Source organism: Solibacillus kalamii (assembly GCF_002174535.1).
Taxonomy (GTDB): domain Bacteria; phylum Bacillota; class Bacilli; order Bacillales_A; family Planococcaceae; genus Solibacillus; species Solibacillus silvestris.
The window spans coordinates 85,143-106,260 of the sequence record NZ_NHNT01000003.1 but is presented as its reverse complement, the minus strand read 5'-3'; the positions used below and the strand labels follow the sequence as shown (position 1 = coordinate 106,260).

At 38.7% G+C, this 21,118-nt stretch carries 18 protein-coding genes; 14 read left to right on the top strand and 4 right to left on the bottom strand.

Features of this window, described 5'->3' with window-relative positions; translation table 11 throughout:
* Window positions 1-110: 110 nt before the first annotated feature.
* Window positions 111-503 carry a large conductance mechanosensitive channel protein MscL gene (gene mscL / locus CBM15_RS07450; protein WP_087616777.1) on the bottom strand — a complete coding sequence of 131 codons (393 nt, stop codon included), beginning with the start codon at window positions 501-503 and terminating at the stop codon, window positions 111-113.
* 141 nt (window positions 504-644) lie between these two features.
* Between mscL and CBM15_RS07445 the strand changes: the two genes are divergently transcribed.
* Window positions 645-1,328 (top strand): lytic transglycosylase domain-containing protein, encoded by a 684-nt coding sequence (locus tag CBM15_RS07445; RefSeq protein WP_087616775.1) that lies wholly within the window; start codon window positions 645-647, stop codon window positions 1,326-1,328.
* Between the two features lie 54 nt (window positions 1,329-1,382).
* Here the strand turns inward: CBM15_RS07445 and CBM15_RS07440 are convergent, their stop codons facing one another.
* Window positions 1,383-1,643: a GlsB/YeaQ/YmgE family stress response membrane protein gene (locus CBM15_RS07440; protein WP_008403685.1), complete on the bottom strand. Its 261-nt coding sequence runs from the start codon at window positions 1,641-1,643 to the stop codon at window positions 1,383-1,385.
* A gap of 169 nt (window positions 1,644-1,812) precedes the next feature.
* Window positions 1,813-2,355, bottom strand: a complete 543-nt coding sequence (locus CBM15_RS07435) for a cysteine hydrolase family protein (protein WP_087616773.1) — start codon at window positions 2,353-2,355, stop codon at window positions 1,813-1,815.
* Window positions 2,356-3,028: 673 nt separating this feature from the next.
* Here CBM15_RS07435 and ilvD point away from each other — a divergent pair.
* From ilvD to CBM15_RS07375, 12 genes are all read left to right on the top strand, one after another.
* Window positions 3,029-4,699, top strand: a complete 1,671-nt coding sequence (gene ilvD, locus CBM15_RS07430; RefSeq protein WP_087616771.1) for a dihydroxy-acid dehydratase — start codon at window positions 3,029-3,031, stop codon at window positions 4,697-4,699.
* 446 nt (window positions 4,700-5,145) lie between these two features.
* Complete coding sequence (ilvB, locus tag CBM15_RS07425; protein ID WP_087617003.1) at window positions 5,146-6,894, top strand: biosynthetic-type acetolactate synthase large subunit; 1,749 nt, start codon at window positions 5,146-5,148, stop codon at window positions 6,892-6,894.
* Complete coding sequence (gene ilvN, locus CBM15_RS07420) at window positions 6,891-7,406, top strand: acetolactate synthase small subunit (RefSeq protein WP_008403681.1); 516 nt, start codon at window positions 6,891-6,893, stop codon at window positions 7,404-7,406. Before ilvB ends, ilvN begins: the two co-directional genes overlap by 4 nt.
* A gap of 119 nt (window positions 7,407-7,525) precedes the next feature.
* Window positions 7,526-8,539, top strand: a complete 1,014-nt coding sequence (gene ilvC, locus CBM15_RS07415) for a ketol-acid reductoisomerase (protein WP_008403679.1) — start codon at window positions 7,526-7,528, stop codon at window positions 8,537-8,539.
* Window position 8,540: 1 nt separating this feature from the next.
* A complete protein-coding gene (locus tag CBM15_RS07410; protein WP_087616770.1) occupies window positions 8,541-10,085 on the top strand; it encodes a 2-isopropylmalate synthase in 1,545 nt (514 codons plus the stop codon).
* 108 nt (window positions 10,086-10,193) lie between these two features.
* Entirely contained in the window at window positions 10,194-11,294 is a 1,101-nt protein-coding gene (gene leuB / locus CBM15_RS07405) for a 3-isopropylmalate dehydrogenase (protein ID WP_087616768.1), read from the top strand.
* 70 nt (window positions 11,295-11,364) lie between these two features.
* Window positions 11,365-12,774: a 3-isopropylmalate dehydratase large subunit gene (gene leuC / locus CBM15_RS07400; RefSeq protein WP_087616766.1), complete on the top strand. Its 1,410-nt coding sequence runs from the start codon at window positions 11,365-11,367 to the stop codon at window positions 12,772-12,774.
* Between the two features lie 12 nt (window positions 12,775-12,786).
* Window positions 12,787-13,377, top strand: coding sequence for a 3-isopropylmalate dehydratase small subunit (leuD, locus tag CBM15_RS07395; protein ID WP_087616764.1), 591 nt, complete (start codon window positions 12,787-12,789; stop codon window positions 13,375-13,377).
* 122 nt (window positions 13,378-13,499) lie between these two features.
* Entirely contained in the window at window positions 13,500-14,066 is a 567-nt protein-coding gene (locus CBM15_RS07390; protein ID WP_087616762.1) for an ABC transporter substrate-binding protein, read from the top strand.
* Between the two features lie 128 nt (window positions 14,067-14,194).
* Window positions 14,195-15,538, top strand: coding sequence for a spore germination protein (locus CBM15_RS07385; protein ID WP_087616760.1), 1,344 nt, complete (start codon window positions 14,195-14,197; stop codon window positions 15,536-15,538).
* Window positions 15,535-16,650 carry a GerAB/ArcD/ProY family transporter gene (locus tag CBM15_RS07380; RefSeq protein ID WP_087616758.1) on the top strand — a complete coding sequence of 372 codons (1,116 nt, stop codon included), beginning with the start codon at window positions 15,535-15,537 and terminating at the stop codon, window positions 16,648-16,650. The genes CBM15_RS07385 and CBM15_RS07380 overlap by 4 nt, the downstream gene beginning before the upstream one ends.
* On the top strand, window positions 16,625-17,746 hold the full coding sequence (locus CBM15_RS07375) for a Ger(x)C family spore germination protein (protein WP_087616756.1): 1,122 nt from the start codon (window positions 16,625-16,627) through the stop codon (window positions 17,744-17,746). The genes CBM15_RS07380 and CBM15_RS07375 overlap by 26 nt, the downstream gene beginning before the upstream one ends.
* Window positions 17,747-17,814: 68 nt before the next feature.
* Here the strand turns inward: CBM15_RS07375 and CBM15_RS07370 are convergent, their stop codons facing one another.
* Entirely contained in the window at window positions 17,815-19,551 is a 1,737-nt protein-coding gene (locus CBM15_RS07370) for an ABC transporter ATP-binding protein (RefSeq protein ID WP_087616754.1), read from the bottom strand.
* Window positions 19,552-19,718: 167 nt separating this feature from the next.
* Here CBM15_RS07370 and CBM15_RS07365 point away from each other — a divergent pair, with 167 nt between their 5' ends.
* A complete protein-coding gene (locus CBM15_RS07365; protein WP_087616752.1) occupies window positions 19,719-21,116 on the top strand; it encodes an ABC transporter permease in 1,398 nt (465 codons plus the stop codon).
* The last annotated feature ends 2 nt before the right edge of the window (window positions 21,117-21,118 follow it).

The window sequence follows — 21,118 nt, the reverse complement described above, 5'->3', positions numbered from 1 at the left end:
GATGAAAGGAACAATAGGAGAAACGAGTATTAAGTAGAATAGGGGAATAATTGAATTAAAAAACAAAAAATCCCGGAATACGTTCGCTTCGTACTCCAGGATAAAAATTATTATTTGCCTTGTTCATTTTTTAATAAGTCACGGATTTCTTTTAACAGTTCTTCTTTTGTATCGAGTTCCGGTGTCGATTCTTCCACAACTTCCGCTTCTTTTTTACGGTTTAATTTAGTCAGTAATCGTAATGCCATGAAAATAGCAAATGCGATAATAATGAAATCGATAATCGATTGAACGAACACACCTAACGCTATTTGTGCTTCGCCTGATCCAAACTTCCATTCGTTTGTCAGATCGATTCCGCCTGTAAGCATCCCGACAAGCGGCATAATAATATTTTCAACTAATGATGTGACAATTTTACCGAATGCTGCACCAATAACAACTGCAACAGCTAAATCGATAACATTGCCCTTCATCGCAAATTCTTTAAAATCTTTCCACATAATATAGCAACTCCTCTAATAATATTACACAATTTCTAATTCTAGCGATTGCCACTTTAATTTTCAACAGTGAAAATTACCTGCTTTTTTAGTAGAATGAGAGATAATGAATTCATTATGTATAATAGATTGGTGGCATTTATGGCTAAAAGTAAGAAAAAGAAACCTATTCTCTCCCCGAAAACAAAAATATTAACAATTATTCTGCTTATCCCCATCACTTTAACAATTTATATTGTGGCTTATTTTAGTTGGCAGCAAATTCGTGGTTGGCCTTTTACGGAAAAAACGGTGTATCAGCAAATCCAGGAACAGTTTGATTTGGAAATTCCAATCGAATATATCCCTGTATATGTTGCAGCAGAACAAAAATACGGTGTTCCATGGACGCTTCTTGCCGCACATCATCGCGTAGAAACCCGGTTTTCCACAATGTCTACACTTATATCACCGGTTGGCGCAGAAGGCCATCTACAGTTTATGCCTTGTACATTTGTAGGCTGGCAACACCCATCATGCAAAGACTTAGGGCAGGGGGAAATTCCGGAACATGATAAAACGAATCCTGCCGTTATTAAAAAATATGGCGGATATGGGGTTGATGCAAACGGTGACGGTATAGCTGATCCTTTTGATATTGAAGATGCCGTGTTCAGTGCAGCTAAATTTTTATCAATCGCCGGTGTAAATGATGGGCAATTGAAAAAAGCGATATTTCAATATAATCATAGTGATGAATACGTAGAAAATATCTTATTCTACTATAAACAGTACCGTGATTACGGGAATCAGTTGAAACAAATTGCGCTTGATGAAAACAAATAAAAAAAGTGTGACGTCAAGTCACACTTTTGGAAATTATTCTAGATGCAGAAATATTTAATTTGTTGCTTTACGCATTGAGCGTAGGATAAAGCTTACAATAAAGATTAAGACGATGGCACCGATTAATGCAGGGAATACATAGAAGTCTGATACTTTCCAGCCCCAGTTACCTAAAATCATGCTACCGATCCATGAACCGACAATACCTGCAATAATATTACCGATAATGCCTCCTGGTACATCCTTACCTAAAATTACTCCTGCTAACCAACCTAAAATACCACCGATAATTAAAAACCAAATGAAACTCATCATTCTTTCCAACTCCTTTGTTTAAGATTATGAATTATAATTGCATCTAGTTATTTATTTCCTATCATGCAAAAGCTTAAACATTTTTTTAGCTGGAAGTTTTTATGCAGTTCCGTAAATTATGGTAGTAAAATCATTTTATAGAGAATAATAAAATAATGTTACTTTTTAATTAAATAATGGAAGCACCTAAACAAGATTTGAAATGGTCAAGCGCCCATTTATGACCGATTTCATTAAAACTTGCTACGGCATGTTCAGGAATTGTGATTTTATAGCCTAAATTATAACTGTCTACCGCTGTGTGCAAAATGCAAATATCAGTGCATACACCGACCAGTACAACTTCTTCCACGCCGCGTTCCCTTAGCAAAATATCTAAATTTGTTCCTGCAAAGGCACTATAACGCGTTTTATCAAATGAAATAACACAATCTTTGTATGTTTCATATAGATCTTTTACCGAACCATACAGTTCCCGGCCTTTTGTTCCTGCAATATTATGCGGCGGAAACAATTTAGATTCAGGATGATACGGATCGTTTTCATCATGTAAATCATTGGCGAAAACAACTAAATCATTTTGTTGAATAAATTGCTCTATTAGAGTACTAATATTGTTTTCTATTGCCTGTCCCGGCTTACCGCAAGTTAATTTACCATCATCCGCTACAAAATCATACGTATAATCAATGACAATCAATGCTTTTTTCATCTTTAATTCACTCCTTTTCAATTGTAAGCTTATTATGCCATGGCTAAAGAAAAAATGTGATCGATATTATAACTCTAAATATTCAAAATATTTTGATTTATTATGCCGGATGTTGTATAGTTAGGATATTAAAAAAATGGGGTGATTAATATGGATATGGCATTAAAGAAGAAACTGGATCGACAAGGATTAATTTTTGCAGGAATCCACAGTTTAATCATATTGAACTTTGCTATTGAATTATTATTACTCTAATAGATTACGATACTTATAGAATCTAGCCTAATATTGCGCTAGGTTCTTTTTTGTGGCGAAAAAAGACGAGGCTCAATTAATATGTACAAAAAATTTTAAAAATTCAATTTTTGTAAAAACTGTGACGAAAGAGTTAAAAGGTAACACCAATGAGGATGAAAGCGATTGCAATAAATCTGTACTTTCTGAATTGTATAAAAAATTCAAAAAATAGTGTTGACGTTCTAGTTCGTTTCGTACTATGATAACAACAATTTAGTACACCACATCACTCAAGCGACATTTTGATGTGAGCTTACAAGGTGTAAAACTTTCGATACTTTCTAATTATAAAATTTCGAATATTTGAAATTTAAATTGAAAATCGAACATATAAAAACAACTAGAGTAAAAGCATTACGTTGAGGGGCGTTTAAAAATGAGAAGTGATATGATTAAAATGGGAGTTGACCGAGCTCCACACCGTAGTCTTTTATATGCTACAGGTAAAGTAAAGGCAAGAGATTTAGAGAAGCCATTTATCGGTGTATGTAATTCTTATATTGATATTATTCCAGGCCATGTCCATTTACGAGAATTTGCGGACGTAGTAAAAGAGGCCATTATTGAAGCAGGCGGAATTCCATTCGAGTTCAATACTATTGGAGTCGATGACGGAATTGCAATGGGGCATATCGGGATGCGCTACTCTTTGCCATCACGTGAAATCATAGCCGATTCAGCTGAAACGGTTATTAATGCACACTGGTTTGACGGAGTATTCTACATACCAAACTGTGACAAAATTACACCAGGTATGTTAATGGCAGCTGTTCGTACAAATGTTCCTTCTGTATTCGTATCTGGAGGACCAATGGAAGCAGGTACTTCTTCTTCAGGGAAAACATTATCGTTAACGAGTGTTTTTGAAGGAGTCGGTGCACATAAAGCAGGTACGATGACTGCTGAAGAGCTGCTTGATATTGAAAACAATGCGTGTCCAACATGCGGCTCTTGTTCAGGAATGTTCACAGCTAACTCAATGAACTGCTTAATGGAAATGTTAGGTTTAGCATTACCGGGCAACGGTACAATTGTTGCAACAAGCGAAAAACGTAAAGAATTAATTTACGAAGCAGCGAAGCATTTAGTACGCATGATTAAAGAAGATGTAAAACCACGTGACATTGTTACAAAAGAAGCGATTGATGATGCTTTTGCTCTTGATATGGCAATGGGCGGTTCTACAAATACAGTACTTCATACATTGGCGATTGCCAATGAAGCAGAAATTGACTACAACATTGAAGACATTAATAAAGTAGCAGAACGTGTTCCGTATATTGCAAAAATAATGCCGGCATCGGATATTTCGATGGATGACATTGCAAAAGCGGGCGGTGTTCAGGCGATTATTAATGAATTAACAAAAATTCCAGGGGCAATTCACCCTGACAGACCAACAATCGCAGGTGTTTCTATGAGAGAGCTTGTGAAAGACTATGAAATTACGAATGATCGTGTCATTCGCACAAAAGATAATCCATATAGTGCTGTAGGCGGACTTTCCGTATTGTTCGGAAATATTGCCCCTGAAGGCTCGGTAATTAAGGTCGGTGCGGTTGATCCTTCTATTAAAACCTTTACAGGCGAAGCGATCGTATTCGAATCACAGGAAGAAGCACAGCAGGCAATCGATGACGGCATAGTACGTGAAGGACATGTAGTTGTCATTCGCTATGAAGGTCCAAAAGGCGGGCCAGGTATGCCGGAAATGCTGGCACCAACTTCTGCAATTCAAGGACGTGGGTTAGGAACGAAAGTCGCACTCATTACAGATGGCCGTTTCTCAGGTGCATCTCGCGGTATTTCAATCGGCCATATTTCTCCGGAAGCTGCTGAAGGCGGTCCAATCGCATTAGTCGAAAATGGCGATACAATTATAATTGATTTGCCAAGCAGAACAATTAATTTACAGGTTTCCGACGAACTTCTTGAAAAGCGTCGTCAAAACTTAAAACCATTTGAACCAAAAATTAAGCGCGGCTGGTTGGCACGTTACTCAGCGTTAGTAACAAATGCTTCCCAAGGCGGCGTAATGAAAATATAATCTGAATACTTTAAAACGTTGATGAGGTTAAAGGATATAGAGTCTTGTATTTACCAGAGAGCCGGTATTGGTGGAAGCCGGCGGTACAACTATATCCGACATCCCCTCGGAGTGGGCTATTAAACGCATTTGTCATTAGATAGCTCCGGGCATATTCGAATTGCTCGTTATTAATGAACCGTTCTCTTTGTTTAGTTGCGCAAATTTCCAGTAGGAACTTTGAAATAAAGAGGCTCAGGCGGTTCGCGAGGTAACTAGGTGAACACTGTTTCTTTTAGAAGCGCATGTTCATCGATGTTATAAATGAGGGTGGTACCATGAAAAGTCTTTTTCATCCCTACGTAAGAGGTTTTCTTTTGCGTGCGGAGAAAGAGGCTTTTTCTTTTTATAAATTTATAAAAAATAACTTCACATACAAAGTTTTAAAAAAGGAAGGAGAAATTACTATGAGTGCAAACGTTTCAGTAAATCAAGAAATCGAAAAGCCCGAAGAACAACAGCAAGTAACAAAACCGAGAGACGGTGCGGATATTTTAGTGCAGGCACTGCACGAACAAGATGTAGATATTATTTTCGGTTACCCGGGTGGGGCAGTTTTACAAATTTATGATGCTCTTTACCGCAATCCGATCCGTCACATTTTGACACGCCACGAACAAGGTGCTATCCATGCGGCAGAAGGCTACGCACGTGTTATGAATAAACCGGGTGTAGTAATTGCGACATCTGGACCTGGAGCGACAAACCTCGTAACCGGTATTGCCGATGCGATGATTGACTCGATCCCGTTAGTAATTTTTACAGGGCAAGTAGCTACATCAGTAATCGGTACAGATGCATTCCAGGAAGCTGACATTATGGGTATCACAACACCGATCACAAAACATAACTACCAAGTTCAGGACGTAGCTGATATTCCTCGTATTGTTAAAGAAGCATTCCATATTGCCAATACAGGACGTAAAGGACCGGTTGTCATTGACTTCCCGAAAAATATCTCGCAAACAGTATTCCTGGATGAAATCAAAGCTCCTGATGATATTTATTTACCGGGTTACCAGCCGACAACGAAACCGAATTACCTGCAGATTCAAAAGGCGATCCAAGCATTAAGTTTAGCTAAAAAACCTTTAGTACTGGCAGGTGCAGGTGTATTATTCGCCGATGCGCGTGAACAATTGACTGAATTTATTGAAAAATATAATTTACCGGTTGTTAATACATTACTAGGATTAGGAAGTATACACGGACAGCATAAACAATTCTACGGAATGGCCGGGATGCACGGTTATGCAACTGCCAATGACGCCATTACAAAATGCGACTTATTAATTAATATTGGTGCACGTTTTGATGACCGTTTAACAGGTAATTTAGCAACATTTGCACCGAACGCTACGATTATCCATATCGATATCGACCCGGCAGAAATCGGTAAAAATGTACCGACTGATATTCCGATTGTTGCAGATGCGAAAGAAGCATTATATGCCCTGTTGAAAAAAGATTTCCCTGGACCGGATACGACGGAATGGACTCATTACTTAAATGATAGCCGTGATAAATATCCGCTTTGGTATGAAGAAGCGGGAGAAGAAATTTTACCGCAGCAAGCAGTTGAAATCCTTCATAAGCTGACAGATGGAGAAGCGATTATCACAACAGATGTTGGACAGCATCAAATGTGGGCAGCCCAATATTATCATCTGAATAATCCGCATAACTGGGTAACATCAGGCGGTTTAGGAACGATGGGCTTCGGTTTCCCGGCAGCAATCGGTGCCCAGTTTGCGAAGCCTGAGAAAAAGGTTATCTCAATTGTAGGAGATGCTGGTTTCCAAATGACAAATCAGGAACTTGCATTACTAAAGGAATTTAACTTACCAGTAAAAGTAGTAATCCTTAACAACAGTTGTTTAGGAATGGTACGTCAATGGCAGGAAACATTCTATGAGGAGCGTTATTCACAAAGCTTAATGCCAATCCAGCCGGACTTCGTTAAACTTGCCGATGCATATGGCATTAAAGGCTACCGCATTGACAATTTATCAGAAGCGGAAGCAATCTTTGACGAAGCGATCAATTCTGATGAGCCGGTTGTCATTGATTGTCGAGTGAAGCAACTTGTTAGCGTATTCCCGATGGTTGCGCCTGGTAAAGGATTACATGAAATGATTGGAGTGAAAAAGCCATGAAACGAGTGCTGACAGTAACAGTAATTAACCAAAGCGGCGTATTGAACCGAGTGACTGGCTTATTAATGAAACGTCAATTCAATATTGAATCGATTACAGTAGGTCATACGGAACAGCCGAATTTTTCGAAAATGACGTTCATCGTCCATGTTGAAGATGAAAATAAAATCGAACAGTTAATCAAGCAGCTTTCGAAGCAAATCGATGTATTAAAAGTAAACGATATTACAGAAAAAGCGATCGTCCTTCGTGAGTTGGCTCTTATAAAAGTAGTTTCACCACCCAACTTGCGCCTGGAGATGAATGCAATCGTTGAGCCATTCCGTCCGCAGGTTGTCGATACTTCGAAAAATGTTGTGACATATGAAGTAGTTGGCCATCCGGAAAAAATCGATGCTTTTATCGAGTTACTTCGTCCATATGGCATTAAAGAGTTAACACGTACTGGTGCAACAGCAGCAATCCGTGAAGCACAAAAAATCGAGAGCCCACAATTATCGATTTTAAAATAAGCGTTAAAAGCATTACCGAGAAGCTATACAACATTGGATTTACAAACAGGGTGGAAGATGTCATCTGAAGCCCGTATTTCAAAAATAAAAAAACATTCACTTAATTGGAGGAAATGAAAATGTCAAAAATGTATTATGAAAACGAAATTAACGAGCAAGTATTACAAGGGAAGAAAATTGCGATCATCGGTTATGGTTCACAAGGCCATGCTCATGCGCTTAACTTAAAAGAATCAGGTTTTGATGTAGTAGTAGGTATCCGTCCAGGTAAATCATACGATGCAGCAAAAGAAGATGGCGTAGAAGTAAAATCTGTAGCAGAAGCGGCTGCAGAAGCAGATGTAATTCAAATCCTACTTCCGGATGAGCGTCAAAAAGCAGTATATGAAGCAGAAATCGCACCACATTTAACACCTGGTAAAGCGTTAATGTTCGCACACGGTTTCAACGTACACTTCGATCAAATTCAACCACCAGCAGATGTTGACGTATTCCTAGTAGCCCCAAAAGGCCCAGGTCACTTAGTACGTCGTCAATTCACTGAAGGCGCTGGCGTACCAGGCTTATTCGCAATCCACCAAGATGCGACAGGTCAAGCGCGTGATTTAGCTCTGGCATATGGTAAAGGTATCGGTTCAGCACGTGGCGGATTACTTGAAACTACTTTTGCTGAAGAAACAGTAACTGACCTATTCGGTGAGCAAGCAGTACTTTGCGGTGGTACAACTGAACTTGTTAAAGCAGGTTTCGAGACATTAGTTGAAGCAGGTTACCAACCAGAATTAGCTTACTTTGAAACATTACACGAACTTAAATTAATCGTTGACTTAATGTTTGAAGGCGGTATGGCGACAATGCGCTACTCAATTTCAGATACAGCAGAGTGGGGCGACTACGTTTCAGGTCCCCGTATTATCGACGCATCAGTAAAAGCGCGTATGAAAGACGTATTAACTGATATCCAAGACGGTACATTTGCGAAGCGCTGGATCGCTGAAAACGAAAACGGCCGCCCTGAATACACAAAATTTAAAGAAGCTGGCGCAAACCACCAAATTGAAGAAGTTGGCGAAAAATTACGTGCTATGATGCCATTCATCAACCAAGGAAAACAAAAGGTAACAGTGAAATAATATGAGAAAAATTGACATTTTTGATACAACATTGCGCGACGGAGAACAATCGGCCGGTATTAACTTAAATACTGCAGAGAAAGTAGAAATCGCAAAACAACTAGAGCGTTTAGGTGTCACAATTATTGAGGCGGGATTCCCTGCCTCATCTCCAGGTGACTTGGAGGCGGTATCATTAATCGCGAAAACAGTGAAAAATTCAATCGTCACAGGTTTAGCACGTGCAGTGAAAAGTGATATTGATGCCGTGTGGGAAGCAATTCGCCATGCTGAACAGCCACATGTCCATACATTTATTGCAACAAGCCCGATTCATATGGAATATAAGCTAAAGAAAAATCCGGATGAAGTAATCGAACAAGCCGTAACAGCTGTAAAGTATGCAAAGGAAAAATTCTCACTTGTTGAATTTTCTGCTGAAGACGGGTTCCGTTCAGATAAAGAATTTTTAGTTCGAATTTGCCAGGAAGTTATTAAAGCTGGTGCAACAACGATAAATATTCCGGATACAGTTGGTTACGCTTCACCGCAAGAATACGGCGCTTTATTCCGTTATTTACGTGAAAACGTCATCGGTGCAGAAAAGATTAAATTTTCGGCACATTGTCATGACGATTTAGGAATGGCAGTTGCTAACTCTATGGCAGCTATCGAAAACGGTGCAGACCAAGTAGAATGTACGATTAACGGACTAGGCGAACGTGCAGGAAATGCCGCATTGGAAGAAATCGGTGTTGCCCTACATATCCGTAAAGACTTCTATGGTTTTGAAACAGGACTGAATTTAAAAGAAATTAAACGTACATCACAGATGGTAAGCCGTTTAACAAATGTAGTCATTCAACCAAACAAAGCAGTTGTCGGTAAAAATGCATTTGCACATGAATCAGGAATTCACCAGGATGGTGTATTAAAAAATCCTGAGACATATGAAATCATCTCTCCAGCACTTATCGGAGAAGATGATATCCCGTTAGTTTTAGGAAAACATTCAGGCCGCGCAGCATTCCGTGATCGTGCGGAAACAATGGGATTCCAGTTGTCGGATGAAAAACTGAACAAAGCTTTCGCTGAGTTTAAAAAATTGGCCGACCGCAAAAAAGAAGTGACAGAAGAAGATTTAACAACAATCTTAACTGAGCAGCAAGTTTCAATAGAAGATGTTCCATTATTTGAACTTAAATCAGTCCAAGTTCAGTACGGTACAGAAAATATTCCAACTGCCACTGCATCAGTCATTACTCCTGAAGGGGAGTTGAAAACACTTGCTTCAACAGGATCGGGTTCAGTCGAAGCTATTTTTAATACACTTGAGCAGCTTGTTGGAGGTAAAGTTAATATTTTGGACTACCGAGTACAATCAGTTGGAAAAGGTCGCGATGCACTTGGGGAAGCGGTCATTAATTTAAAATATAATGGCTACACATCAACAGGACGCGATTCTGCACAGGATGTGCTGGAAGCAAGCGCAAAAGCATATTTAAATGCAGTGAACCGACAGTTGATTCAACAGCAAGTACGCGAAAAACAGGCAATTACGATTTAACAGATTGTACTAACTAATTGCAATCTCTTTATATTATCATTAGCGCCATCCTATTTGGTGGCGCTTCTACATCAAGTTACTTCACGTAGAAAGAAAGGTGTTTTACAAATGGAAAAGATAATTACAGTACTACCAGGTGACGGCATTGGTCCAGAGGTTGTTGCAAGTGCAGTAAAAGTATTACAAGTAATCGGGAAACGTTTTAACCATACATTTCATTTAAACTACGCGGCAATCGGCGGAGCTGCAATTGATCAGTACAATAACCCGTTACCGGAAGAGACAATTGCGATGTGTGAAGCAAGTGATGCCATTTTATTAGGCGCGGTAGGTGGCCCTAAATGGGATAACAACCCGCCAGCATTGCGTCCGGAAAAAGGTTTACTAAAAATCCGCAAGCACTTTGATTTATTTGCGAATTTACGTCCTGTGAAAGCATTCCCAAGTTTACTTGCATCTTCTCCATTAAAGCGTGAAGTTGCGGAAAATGTAGACTTAATGATCGTCCGTGAATTAACAGGAGGGCTATACTTCGGAGAACCACGTAAAAAAACAGACGCAGGTGCTATTGATACATGTGTGTATTCCCGTGAAGAAATCGAACGTATTGTCGAAAATGCATTCGAATTAGCACGATTACGCCGAGGAAAACTTTGCTCAGTAGATAAAGCAAATGTACTGGATACATCCCGTTTATGGCGTGAGATTGTAGAAGAGAAGAAAAAGCAGTACCCAGATGTAGAAACAGAACACAACTTAGTTGACTCAGTGGCAATGAAACTGATTACTAACCCGGGTCATTATGATGTCATCGTTACAGAAAACTTATTCGGCGACATTTTAAGTGATGAAGCTTCTGTAATTACGGGTTCATTAGGTGTATTACCTTCTGCATCAATTCGCGGCGATAATTTTGGACTTTATGAGCCTGTACATGGTTCAGCACCTGAAATTGCTGGCCAAGGTGTTGCAAACCCGGCAGCAACAATTCTTTCAGTAGCAATGATGCTTCAATATTCATTTGGCTTAAAAGAAGAAGCAGCTGAAATCGAGCGTGCTGTTGCAGCCGTATTCGAAGATGGCTACTACACAGCCGATTTAGCCCAGGAACATACACGTACATTAACAACAGTAGAATGGACAGAAAAAGTACTAAACGAAATCGATGCAAGCTTCGTCTCAGACAGCATTATGATTTCATATAACTAATAATTCAGATAAAGAGAAAAATAGTTGGTTTTGAATCAACACTATATATGGTTAAGGAACGGTGAGAACTATGGGGAAAAATATTATAGAAAAAGTGTGGGAACAGCATGTCGTACATCGTGAAGAAGGAAAGCCGGACTTACTTTATATTGACCTGCATTTAATACACGAAGTTACAAGTCCTCAAGCATTCGAAGGACTTCGCCTGGCAGGACGAAAAGTGCGTCGTACAGATCTTTCGTTCGCAACTATGGATCATAACGTACCGACTAAAAACCTGCCGACGATTAACGATCCGATCGCAAAAAAACAAATTATGACACTTGCGGAAAACGCAAAAGAATTCGGTATAGAATTAGCTGATATCGGCCATCCGGATCAAGGGATCGTTCACGTAATTGGACCGGAATTAGGACTGACGCAACCTGGTAAAACAATCGTTTGCGGTGATTCCCATACAGCGACACACGGTGCATTCGGCGCAATCGCATTCGGAATCGGTACATCGGAAGTAGAACATGTATTATCGACTCAAACATTATGGCAATTAAAGCCTCCAACAATGGAAATCCGTGTAAACGGTGAACTTGGTGTTGGTGTAACAGCGAAAGACATCATTTTAGCGATTATTGCAAAATGGGGAATCGGTGTTGGTACTGGACATATCGTGGAGTATACAGGTGAAGCAATCGGCAAGCTCTCTATGGAAGAGCGCATGACAATCTGTAATATGTCGATTGAAGCAGGAGCAAAAGCAGGCTTGATTTCTCCAGATGAGACGACGGTTGAATTTTTACGCGGTCGCCGTCACGTACCTCAAGGAGATAAATTTGAGGAAGCGGCAAAATATTGGTTAAGTCTTGCGTCGGATGCAGATGCAACATATGATGTTGTCCTTGAAATTGACGCACAGGAAATCGAGCCGATTGTAACATGGGGCACAAATCCAGCGATGGGTGTCGGCGTTTCAAAAACAGTTCCTACTGCTGCTGATTATAACAATGAAACAGATAGATCAGCTTTAAACAAAGCACTGAAGTATATGGATTTACAAGAAGGCCAAAAAATTACGGATATTGAAATTCAACATGTATTTATCGGATCTTGTACGAACTCCCGTATTAATGACTTACGTGCAGCAGCTGAAATTGTAAAAGGTGAAAAGCTTGCACCGGGGGTTAACGGGATTGTTGTTCCTGGTTCTTGGTCGACAAAACGCCAGGCAGAAGAAGAGGGTCTACATCTAATATTCCTTGATGCTGGCTTTGAATGGCGTGAATCAGGATGTTCTGCTTGCTTAGGGATGAATGAAGATGTAATTCCAGCGGGTGAACGTTGTGCTTCTACATCTAACCGTAACTTTGAAGGACGTCAAGGTGCAGGTGCACGCACACATCTTGTATCACCAGCGATGGCAGCAGCAGCTGCGATTCACGGACGTTTTGTCGATGTTCGTAAGCTACAAAAGCAGGAAGCATAAGGAGAGATCAGCATGAAACCGATTAATATTGTAAATAGTATCTATGCACCACTTGATCGTAAAAACGTCGATACAGACCAGATTATTTCGAAGGAATTTTTAAAGCGCATCGAACGTACAGGATTCGGACAATTCGTATTTTATCACTGGCGTTTTGATGAAAACGGCAATCCAATCGAGGATTTCGTATTAAATAAACCGGAATATAAAAACGCTGAAATTTTAGTGGCACAAGATAACTTTGGCTGTGGCTCATCACGTGAGCACGCTCCATGGGCTATCCTTGATTACGGATTCCGAGTTGTCATCGCACCAAGTTTTGCGGATATCTTCCATAATAACTGCTTCAAAAACGGTATTTTACCGATTAAATTAACGGAAAGCGAATGTGACGAACTTTTAGAAAAAGGTTTAGCAGAAGCACAGGCAATTGAAGTTAATTTAGAACAGCAAAAGGTTACTACAGGTTACGGCAAAACGTATTCATTTGAAATTGATCCATACTATAAACAAATGTTATTGAATGGATGGGACGAAATTTCTCTTACATTCCAATATGAAGAGCAAATTGCTGCTTACGAGAAAAATCGCGTAGCATACTAATAGATGAGCCTGTTACTTTGGGAACCCCCTTAGTAGCAGGCTCTGTCTTATTTTACCGGTTGTTGCGCTATTTTGGCGATGCTATAATTTAATTCATTGTAGTAAGTATCGGGAGTGTAATTATGAATAAATTATGGGTTTGGATCGGGATTATTTTAGTTATTGGGTTTATCATCAATTACTGGATGTTAATCGTTGGAGCCGTTGCTCTGTATTATGGAATTAAGAAACTTGTAAAATATTCTAAAGAGAAACAGCAACAAAAAGCTCTAGTAGCAGAACAACAGCAAATAATAGAAAATCAATCAACGATCGAGTATAAAATGGAAAGATTGCTAGTTTTAACAAATAATATTGATCCAAATGGATATAAGCGCCAATTGTATAAAAACAAGCAGCAAATGGATTTAAGGGATTACTGGTATAAATATTTGGATTTACGCGCAAAACTTATTTTGAATGACACGCCTACATACCGTGAAGAGGAAGTTTTGCACATAATGTGTGATGAACTGCTAATTCGAATGGATAACTTGGAAATAGAAGTAACAGATGCGGTCAAAAAAGAATTTATTGAAGAAAACCTAATGCCATTGCTGAAAGATATTGTTGAAATTATGGGAGATATAAGTCCAATAAAAACAATTAATATGGATGCATACCGTTTATTAAAAAAGAATAAACAATAAGTTATGGAAACCCTTCTCACCAGAGAGGGTTTTTTTCGTTGGGTTTAAGCCAAAATTAACCTTAGTTGAATAGTATTTCTCGTTTTGGGCACTCTATAAAAAAGTTTAGCTAAGATTGGAGAAATACTATGTCTTCGGCAGAGAACATTAAATGGATTAATGAACAATTCAAAGATACAAATGAATTAACAACGAAGACATTGGAAGATGACGATAAAAAAGCAGAGCTATTTTATATTAAGCCGCTCATCGATGTGGAGTTACTTCAAAAAATTGTCATTAAACCCTATTTTGAAATGCAATCTGAAACTAAATTTATCCGGTATCTGAAAGCTTTGCCTCAATTTCAGGACAGTAAGTCGAAAGAACAGCTGACTGTGGAAGTTTTAAACGGCAATGTGCTAATTTTCATACAAAATAAGTTTTATCTGCTCGATTTGAAATTTTCTTTCAATGATCAGGCCAATACGGCATCCGTTGAAACGACAATACATGGTTCGCAGCTGGCACTAAGCGACAATATCGCAACCAATATCAATCTGATTCGTTCCGATTACCATCAGCCAACATTGTATGTTGAATATACCACGACGGGACAAGTAAACAACCATAAATTGGCTATCATATATGATAAAGATAAAGTAAATGAAAATGTGCTGAACATCATTACCGAAAAGCTGCAGCAAGTGGATAAGCAAGTTATTACATCTACCGTTCAGCTGAGTAACTATTTAAACAATAAAATGTTTTCATTATTCCCTCAAATGATTGTGACCGAACGTCCGGATCGGATTGTCTATAATTTGTCTGGAGGGAAGGTGATATTAATGGTGGATGGAAATCCCCAGGCTTTGATTGCTCCTGTATATTTCTTCGATTTCATGACGTCGATGGAAGATAATTACCATTCATTCTTTATTTCATTTTTTCTTAAATTTCTCCGATATACAGGGCTATTCATAAGTCTCCTTTTACCCGGTCTATATATTGGGATTACTTCTTTCGCGCCGGAAGTATTCAGGACTGAGCTCGCGCTGACGATAGCCGGAAGTCGTACGGGTGTTCCATTTTCTTCATTCGTGGAAGTATTGTTCATGCTGTTTTTTATGGAAATGCTGCTGGAAGCGAGTATCCGTCTTCCGAAAACGATCAGTGCGACTGCTACAACTGTTGGAGGATTAATTTTAGGGTCTGCGGTAACAGAAGCATCTCTTGCATCGGATATTATGATTATTATCGTTTCCGCAGTAGCGATCTCTACCTTCGTCATTCCGATCAATGAAATGGCATTTTCCATCAGGGTGATCCGACTTATATTTATCCTTGCAGCGACCATCTTCGGTTTGGCTGGATTAACATTGGGTCTGTATGCATTTATTATGTATTTAGTAAGCATCGACAGCTTCGGGGAGCCTTATCTGAAATTCAATCGGAAGAAGAAAAACAAGGTGGAGGCGGGTGAGAAAACGTGAGCCGGTTTTATTACTATTTGATTATCATCAATATGATGGCAAACATTATTGCATCTGTTCCTGCCATTCTTTTACATTATCATAAAGAAGGTACGGTCATTTCGATGATTTTATCGATTGGAGCAGGAGTTGTCCTTGTAACGATCTATACAAGATTTTTCCTTTCATATCCCGGTAAGACATTACCTGAACTGCTGGAAAAAACGACTTCAAAATGGTTTTACCTGCCCTTCGTATTTGCTCTTGCAGTCCTCTGGTTTATAGCCGGGCTCATTACACTCATTACATTTACATTTTTGCTGATTCGCTACTTAAGCCCAGAAATGCCGATTGTTCAAATTTGCTTGACGCTTATATTAGCAGTGATTTTTGGGGCATTAATGAAAACTGATCGCGTGCTGTATACGGTGGAGATGATTTTAATTATCACCAGCCCCTTGATTCTTTTCATATTTTATAAGGCATATAGCAGCCCGAGCCTTAATTGGGATTTTGTTATGGAAGCTGTCTTATATATTAACCAACTTCCAAACTGGCATTCATTTTCCGCTTGCTTCTTTTTATTTTTGGGTGCCGCGAATTTGTTTATCTTCAATCGGTATTTTACGGATAAACAGACATTTGGTTTTAAGCAGATAATGGTGATTATCTTTATATGTGTGAGTACATTATTTACAACTTATTTTGTACCGATTGGTTTTAATGGTTTTGAAGGAATTAATGAACTTGTCTATCCATGGATTTCGACGACCGATTCGATTAAAATGGATTATTTTATTATTGAACGGGTATTGTTTATGTTTTTACTTTTTTATCTAGGAATCGCCTTTTTAAGTATTCTGATCCACTGGCATGCATCAATGGAGTTTCTGAAATTTGTGTTCAAGCTGGAAAAAATTAAATTTAAAAATATAAGCATTGGCAAATTTTTACCGCTTCCCATTTTTACTGCCATTTCTATATTTCTAGCGAAGGAATTGACTGAATACCAGCTGTTTCGGTATACGAGTTATTTTTATGATGCACTGGTCTTTATATTCCCCAGTATGATTCTGGTGTTTATGTACATTAAGAGGAGGATGAAAAATGAAATACCTACCTCCAAAAATTAATGCAAGCATGGTAATTTTGATATTTTGTACATTTTTTTTGTCGGGCTGTGCCTTTAAAGATATTGACAAAAGTGTATTTGTAGCAATGATTGCCATTGATACTTCAGACGATGAGGAAAAACCGTACAAAGTTACATTAAAGCTCTATGAACCAACTGGCTCATTCAAAGAGGCAACAGAACCTGAGTACTCCTATTTAGTGGAAAATGGCAAATCATTATCTGAAGCGATTCGAAAAATGGAATCCTATTCAGATAAGGAGCTCGAATTTGGGCATTCCAAGCTCATCGTTCTAGGTGAAGAACTTGTAAAAGAAAATAAAAATAAAGAGATTTTGGACTTTTTGGTGAGAAGAGCCGATATACAAATGATTTCCTGGATTACTGTGGGTAGGCCGACCGCAGAAGAAGTAATTAAAATGGTTCCGCAAGGGGAATCAGCGGCATACCCAGAGCTCTTTAATTATTTTGAAAATAACGGAACAAATACTCCCTATATTGTAACAACCCACTTATTTAAATTTAGAAGAAATATGAAGGAAAATGGTATTGATTCCGTATTACCCATTATTGAAATGAATAAGGAAGCAGAGCATTTTGAAATAAATAAATCTTTACTTATCGCACGAAATAAAGAACCCTATGAATTGAATCCATTGAATACAATGATTTATAATATGCTGACTAGGAATACGGATGCTAACTTACTGATAAACGAAGACGGTGATTATTTTATCGCCTATATTGATACAATTAAATCAAAATATAAAGTAAATATAAAAGATCAGCATGATATAAAACTCGATTTGCAAATAAATTTAAACGGTTCGATATCAGAGTCGAAAAAGCCCATGAAAAATAAGGATTTGCCATTATATAATAAGGAATTAAAAAAAGAATCAGAAGAAAAAATTACACAATTTGTTATGGAAATGAAAAATCTCGGCTACGATCCGCTTGGTTTTGGCATTGATTACAAAGCAAAGGTATTTCATAATCGGCGAATGACCGATGCGGAATGGATGGAAGCATACAAAAAAGCTAAAGTAAACGTAACTGTTGTACCAGGATTGAAAAGTACCGGATCAATTCAATAAACAAAAATTTTGGGAATACAATGATAAACAAAAGACTTCAAACACCTTGTTTGAAGTCTTTTTAATATTTATATAGCTACCCAGTGACCTTTCGAAACTTCGGTAAGTTCAGTGTTCTCTACATCGAACCGATTCGCTGCCAGTTCTTCGTCGGTCATAACACGACGCTTTTTCTGTTTTTCAATTGCCGGGTCCGGAATCGGAATCGAATCGAGCAGCATTTTCGTATAAGGATGCTGCGGATTGGCGTAAAGCTCTTCACTCTCTGCCAGCTCTACAATTTTCCCGCCATACATAACAGCTACTCGGTCACTAATATGTTTCACCATCGACAGGTCATGTGCAATAAACAAATATGTTAATCCTAATCGCTGCTGCAAATCCTTCAATAAATCAACGACTTGCTTTTGAATGGACACATCAAGCGCGGATAACGGCTCATCACAAACGATGAATTGAGGTTCCACAGCAAGTGCCCGTGCAATTCCGATACGCTGACGCTGACCGCCGCTGAACTCATGCGGATAACGAAGCGCATGTTCTTTTTTTAAACCGACGAGCTCCAATAATTCTTCTACCCGTGCCCGGCGTGCTTCCTTGGAAGGGGACAGTTTATGAACATCCAGTGCTTCTCCGATAATATCCAATATTTTTTTTCGGGGATTTAAACTTGAATAAGGATCCTGGAAAATAATTTGCATATGACGACGCATACTTTTCAGCTCATTTTTCGTTAAGCGACTAACCGGTACGCCTTTATAAAGTACTTCACCGTCTGTTGGCTCGTGCAGTTGCAACAATGTTCGGCCGGTTGTCGATTTACCGGAACCTGATTCACCAACAAGCCCTAATGTTTCACCCGGATAAATCTGAAATGATAAATCATTCACCGCTTTTAATACATTGCCTTTTGCTAATTCAAAATGTTTGGATATATTTTTAACTTCGACTAACGGCACATTAATATTCAAATCAGGCGACAAGTTTGGCAGTTCTTTCGGCTGTTTCGGTTCATGTAGCTTCGGCAAAGCGTTCAACAGTCGTTTCGTATAAGGATGCTGCGGATTGGCAAAAATCTCTTCCGTAGTACCTTGTTCGACGACCTCGCCTTCCTTCATAACAACGACACGATCACACATACCCGCTACGACACCTAAATCATGTGTAATCAATATAATAGATGTACCAAATCGCTGCTGCATATCCTTCATCAATGATAAAATCTGTGCTTGGATTGTTACGTCAAGCGCTGTTGTCGGTTCATCGGCAATAAGAAGGGAAGGGTTACATGCTAAAGCCATGGCAATCATAACTCGTTGTCGCATCCCGCCGCTAAATTCATGAGGGTACTGATTATAACGTTCTTCACTATTTTTTATTCCTACTAATTTTAATAGTTCAATTGTTTTTAAATGTGCTTCCTTTTTCGAGAGCCCTTGATGTTTCATTATACCTTCTGCAATTTGGTCACCAATACGAATAGTTGGGTTCGTAGAGGTCATCGGATCCTGGAAAATCATACTAATGTCTTTTCCGCGAATCGCTTCCATTTGGTTTTCCGTTTGGGTAATTAGATTTTTCCCTTGGAATTCAATCGTTCCATCTTTTAAGAAAGAAGGAGGAGAGGGAAGTAAACGCATAATTGAACGGGCCGTTACACTTTTTCCGCTACCGGATTCTCCTACAATTCCGACTGTTTCACCCTCATTTACATGAAAATTTACGCCTTTAACGGCTTCGAATTCTTGCTCGCCAGTTATAAAAGATACACGTAAATCCTTTACTTGAAGCAACTTTTTACTCATAACATGCTCATCCTTTAATAAAAATAAAATAATTTCATTGACTTCTGAATGTTCGTTCTACATAATACATTACTATACAGGTAGGAATTATACAATATTTAAAGTTTGAAAATTCTTTACACATTAAGGGTGGAGAGAATTGGTAAGAAAGGAGCTGCTTTTGTTTCATGCAGCATTTATTTTTTGAAAGCTTTCAAAAAAATGCTTCGAAAAAGAGTTATTATTTTGCTTTTGTATTGCTCGGCCTGCTCGTACACATTTTCACATTTCCGCTCTATTTAGTGAATCGTTCTAAATCAACGTATGCGGAAAAGGCTATGAATGTGAAGAGACAAATAATAGAAGACGAGAAAGTATTCGAGTGGCATAGGCAATATGAAGTAGAAGAGCGGACGAAAGCTCAGTTTTTCAATCGAAAGGTCGATGAGCAAACTATTATTCAAGCTGCAAAAGCGCTTGCCCAGCAAAAATTGGAGCGAGAAATAAAAAAAAGGCTTGAGGCAAATGGAGTAGTGGAAAACTCCTACAAAAATTATTTTAGTAGACTATTAGAACGTCCGAACTTTTTACTGATTACTATAATTCCTGGTATTTTGATGTATGCTTTACTACTCATTACGAGTAATCCATTTACTCGCTTTATTTTTGAGCGCTTATTACAAAGTGTGTTCGTTATCATTGGGGTAGCAACGCTTGTGTTTACGATTTTGTATATTTCACCGTTTGACCCTGCCCGTAATTTACTGGGGGTAGAGGCAACTCCTGCACAAGTCGAAAACTTTAATAAGCTATACGGGTTGGATCAGCCCTACTTAGTACAGCTTTGGCATTCACTGTCAGGTCTGTTTACATTTGATTTAGGAACATCTTTTGCAGGGAAAGAAGATGTCACACAAAGCATATTAAACAAATTTCCTGTAACACTTGAAATCGCAATGTTCTCATTACTGATGGCGATTGCAATAGCGATTCCGGTCGGTATTGTTTCTGCAGTGCGTCCGAATTCATTTATTGATTATGTATTTATGCTAATCGCATTAATCGGACTATCCATTCCAAGTTTCTGGCAAGGGCTGATTTTTATATTGACGTTCTCGCTGGAATTAAAATGGTTCCCTGCAACGTATAATCCGAGCAACTGGATGTCACTCGTTCTGCCAATTGTTGTACTTGGAACATCAATAACAGCATCAATTGCGCGTATGACAAGGTCCAGTATGCTCGAAGTAATCCATGAAGATTATATTATTACAGCAAAAGCAAAAGGGTTAAGTGAACGAAAAGTAATTACTAAGCACGCGATCCGTAATGCGATGATTCCGATTATTACAGTTATTGGCCTGCTGTTTGGCGGAATGCTTGGCGGTGCTGCAGTAACAGAGAAAGTATTTAATATTAGCGGTATTGGAAGTTATATTGTCGACAAGCAATTTATTCCGGATATCCCGGCAATTTTGGGTGGGGTTGTTTATATTGCGATCACCATTTCCATTGTGAATATGCTGATCGATATTTTATACGCTTTCTTTGACCCAAGAATTCGTTCGAAAATGAAAAAATCTTAGGA

Coding starts and splice junctions, on each gene's coding strand:
- mscL (WP_087616777.1), bottom strand. CDS start 503: ATGTGGAAAGATTTTAAAGAATTTGCGATGAAGGGCAATGTTATCGAT.
- CBM15_RS07445 (WP_087616775.1), top strand. CDS start 645: ATGGCTAAAAGTAAGAAAAAGAAACCTATTCTCTCCCCGAAAACAAAA.
- CBM15_RS07440 (WP_008403685.1), bottom strand. CDS start 1,643: ATGATGAGTTTCATTTGGTTTTTAATTATCGGTGGTATTTTAGGTTGG.
- CBM15_RS07435 (WP_087616773.1), bottom strand. CDS start 2,355: ATGAAAAAAGCATTGATTGTCATTGATTATACGTATGATTTTGTAGCG.
- ilvD (WP_087616771.1), top strand. CDS start 3,029: ATGAGAAGTGATATGATTAAAATGGGAGTTGACCGAGCTCCACACCGT.
- ilvB (WP_087617003.1), top strand. CDS start 5,146: ATGAGTGCAAACGTTTCAGTAAATCAAGAAATCGAAAAGCCCGAAGAA.
- ilvN (WP_008403681.1), top strand. CDS start 6,891: ATGAAACGAGTGCTGACAGTAACAGTAATTAACCAAAGCGGCGTATTG.
- ilvC (WP_008403679.1), top strand. CDS start 7,526: ATGTCAAAAATGTATTATGAAAACGAAATTAACGAGCAAGTATTACAA.
- CBM15_RS07410 (WP_087616770.1), top strand. CDS start 8,541: ATGAGAAAAATTGACATTTTTGATACAACATTGCGCGACGGAGAACAA.
- leuB (WP_087616768.1), top strand. CDS start 10,194: ATGGAAAAGATAATTACAGTACTACCAGGTGACGGCATTGGTCCAGAG.
- leuC (WP_087616766.1), top strand. CDS start 11,365: ATGGGGAAAAATATTATAGAAAAAGTGTGGGAACAGCATGTCGTACAT.
- leuD (WP_087616764.1), top strand. CDS start 12,787: ATGAAACCGATTAATATTGTAAATAGTATCTATGCACCACTTGATCGT.
- CBM15_RS07390 (WP_087616762.1), top strand. CDS start 13,500: ATGAATAAATTATGGGTTTGGATCGGGATTATTTTAGTTATTGGGTTT.
- CBM15_RS07385 (WP_087616760.1), top strand. CDS start 14,195: ATGTCTTCGGCAGAGAACATTAAATGGATTAATGAACAATTCAAAGAT.
- CBM15_RS07375 (WP_087616756.1), top strand. CDS start 16,625: ATGAAATACCTACCTCCAAAAATTAATGCAAGCATGGTAATTTTGATA.
- CBM15_RS07370 (WP_087616754.1), bottom strand. CDS start 19,551: ATGAGTAAAAAGTTGCTTCAAGTAAAGGATTTACGTGTATCTTTTATA.
- CBM15_RS07365 (WP_087616752.1), top strand. CDS start 19,719: ATGCAGCATTTATTTTTTGAAAGCTTTCAAAAAAATGCTTCGAAAAAG.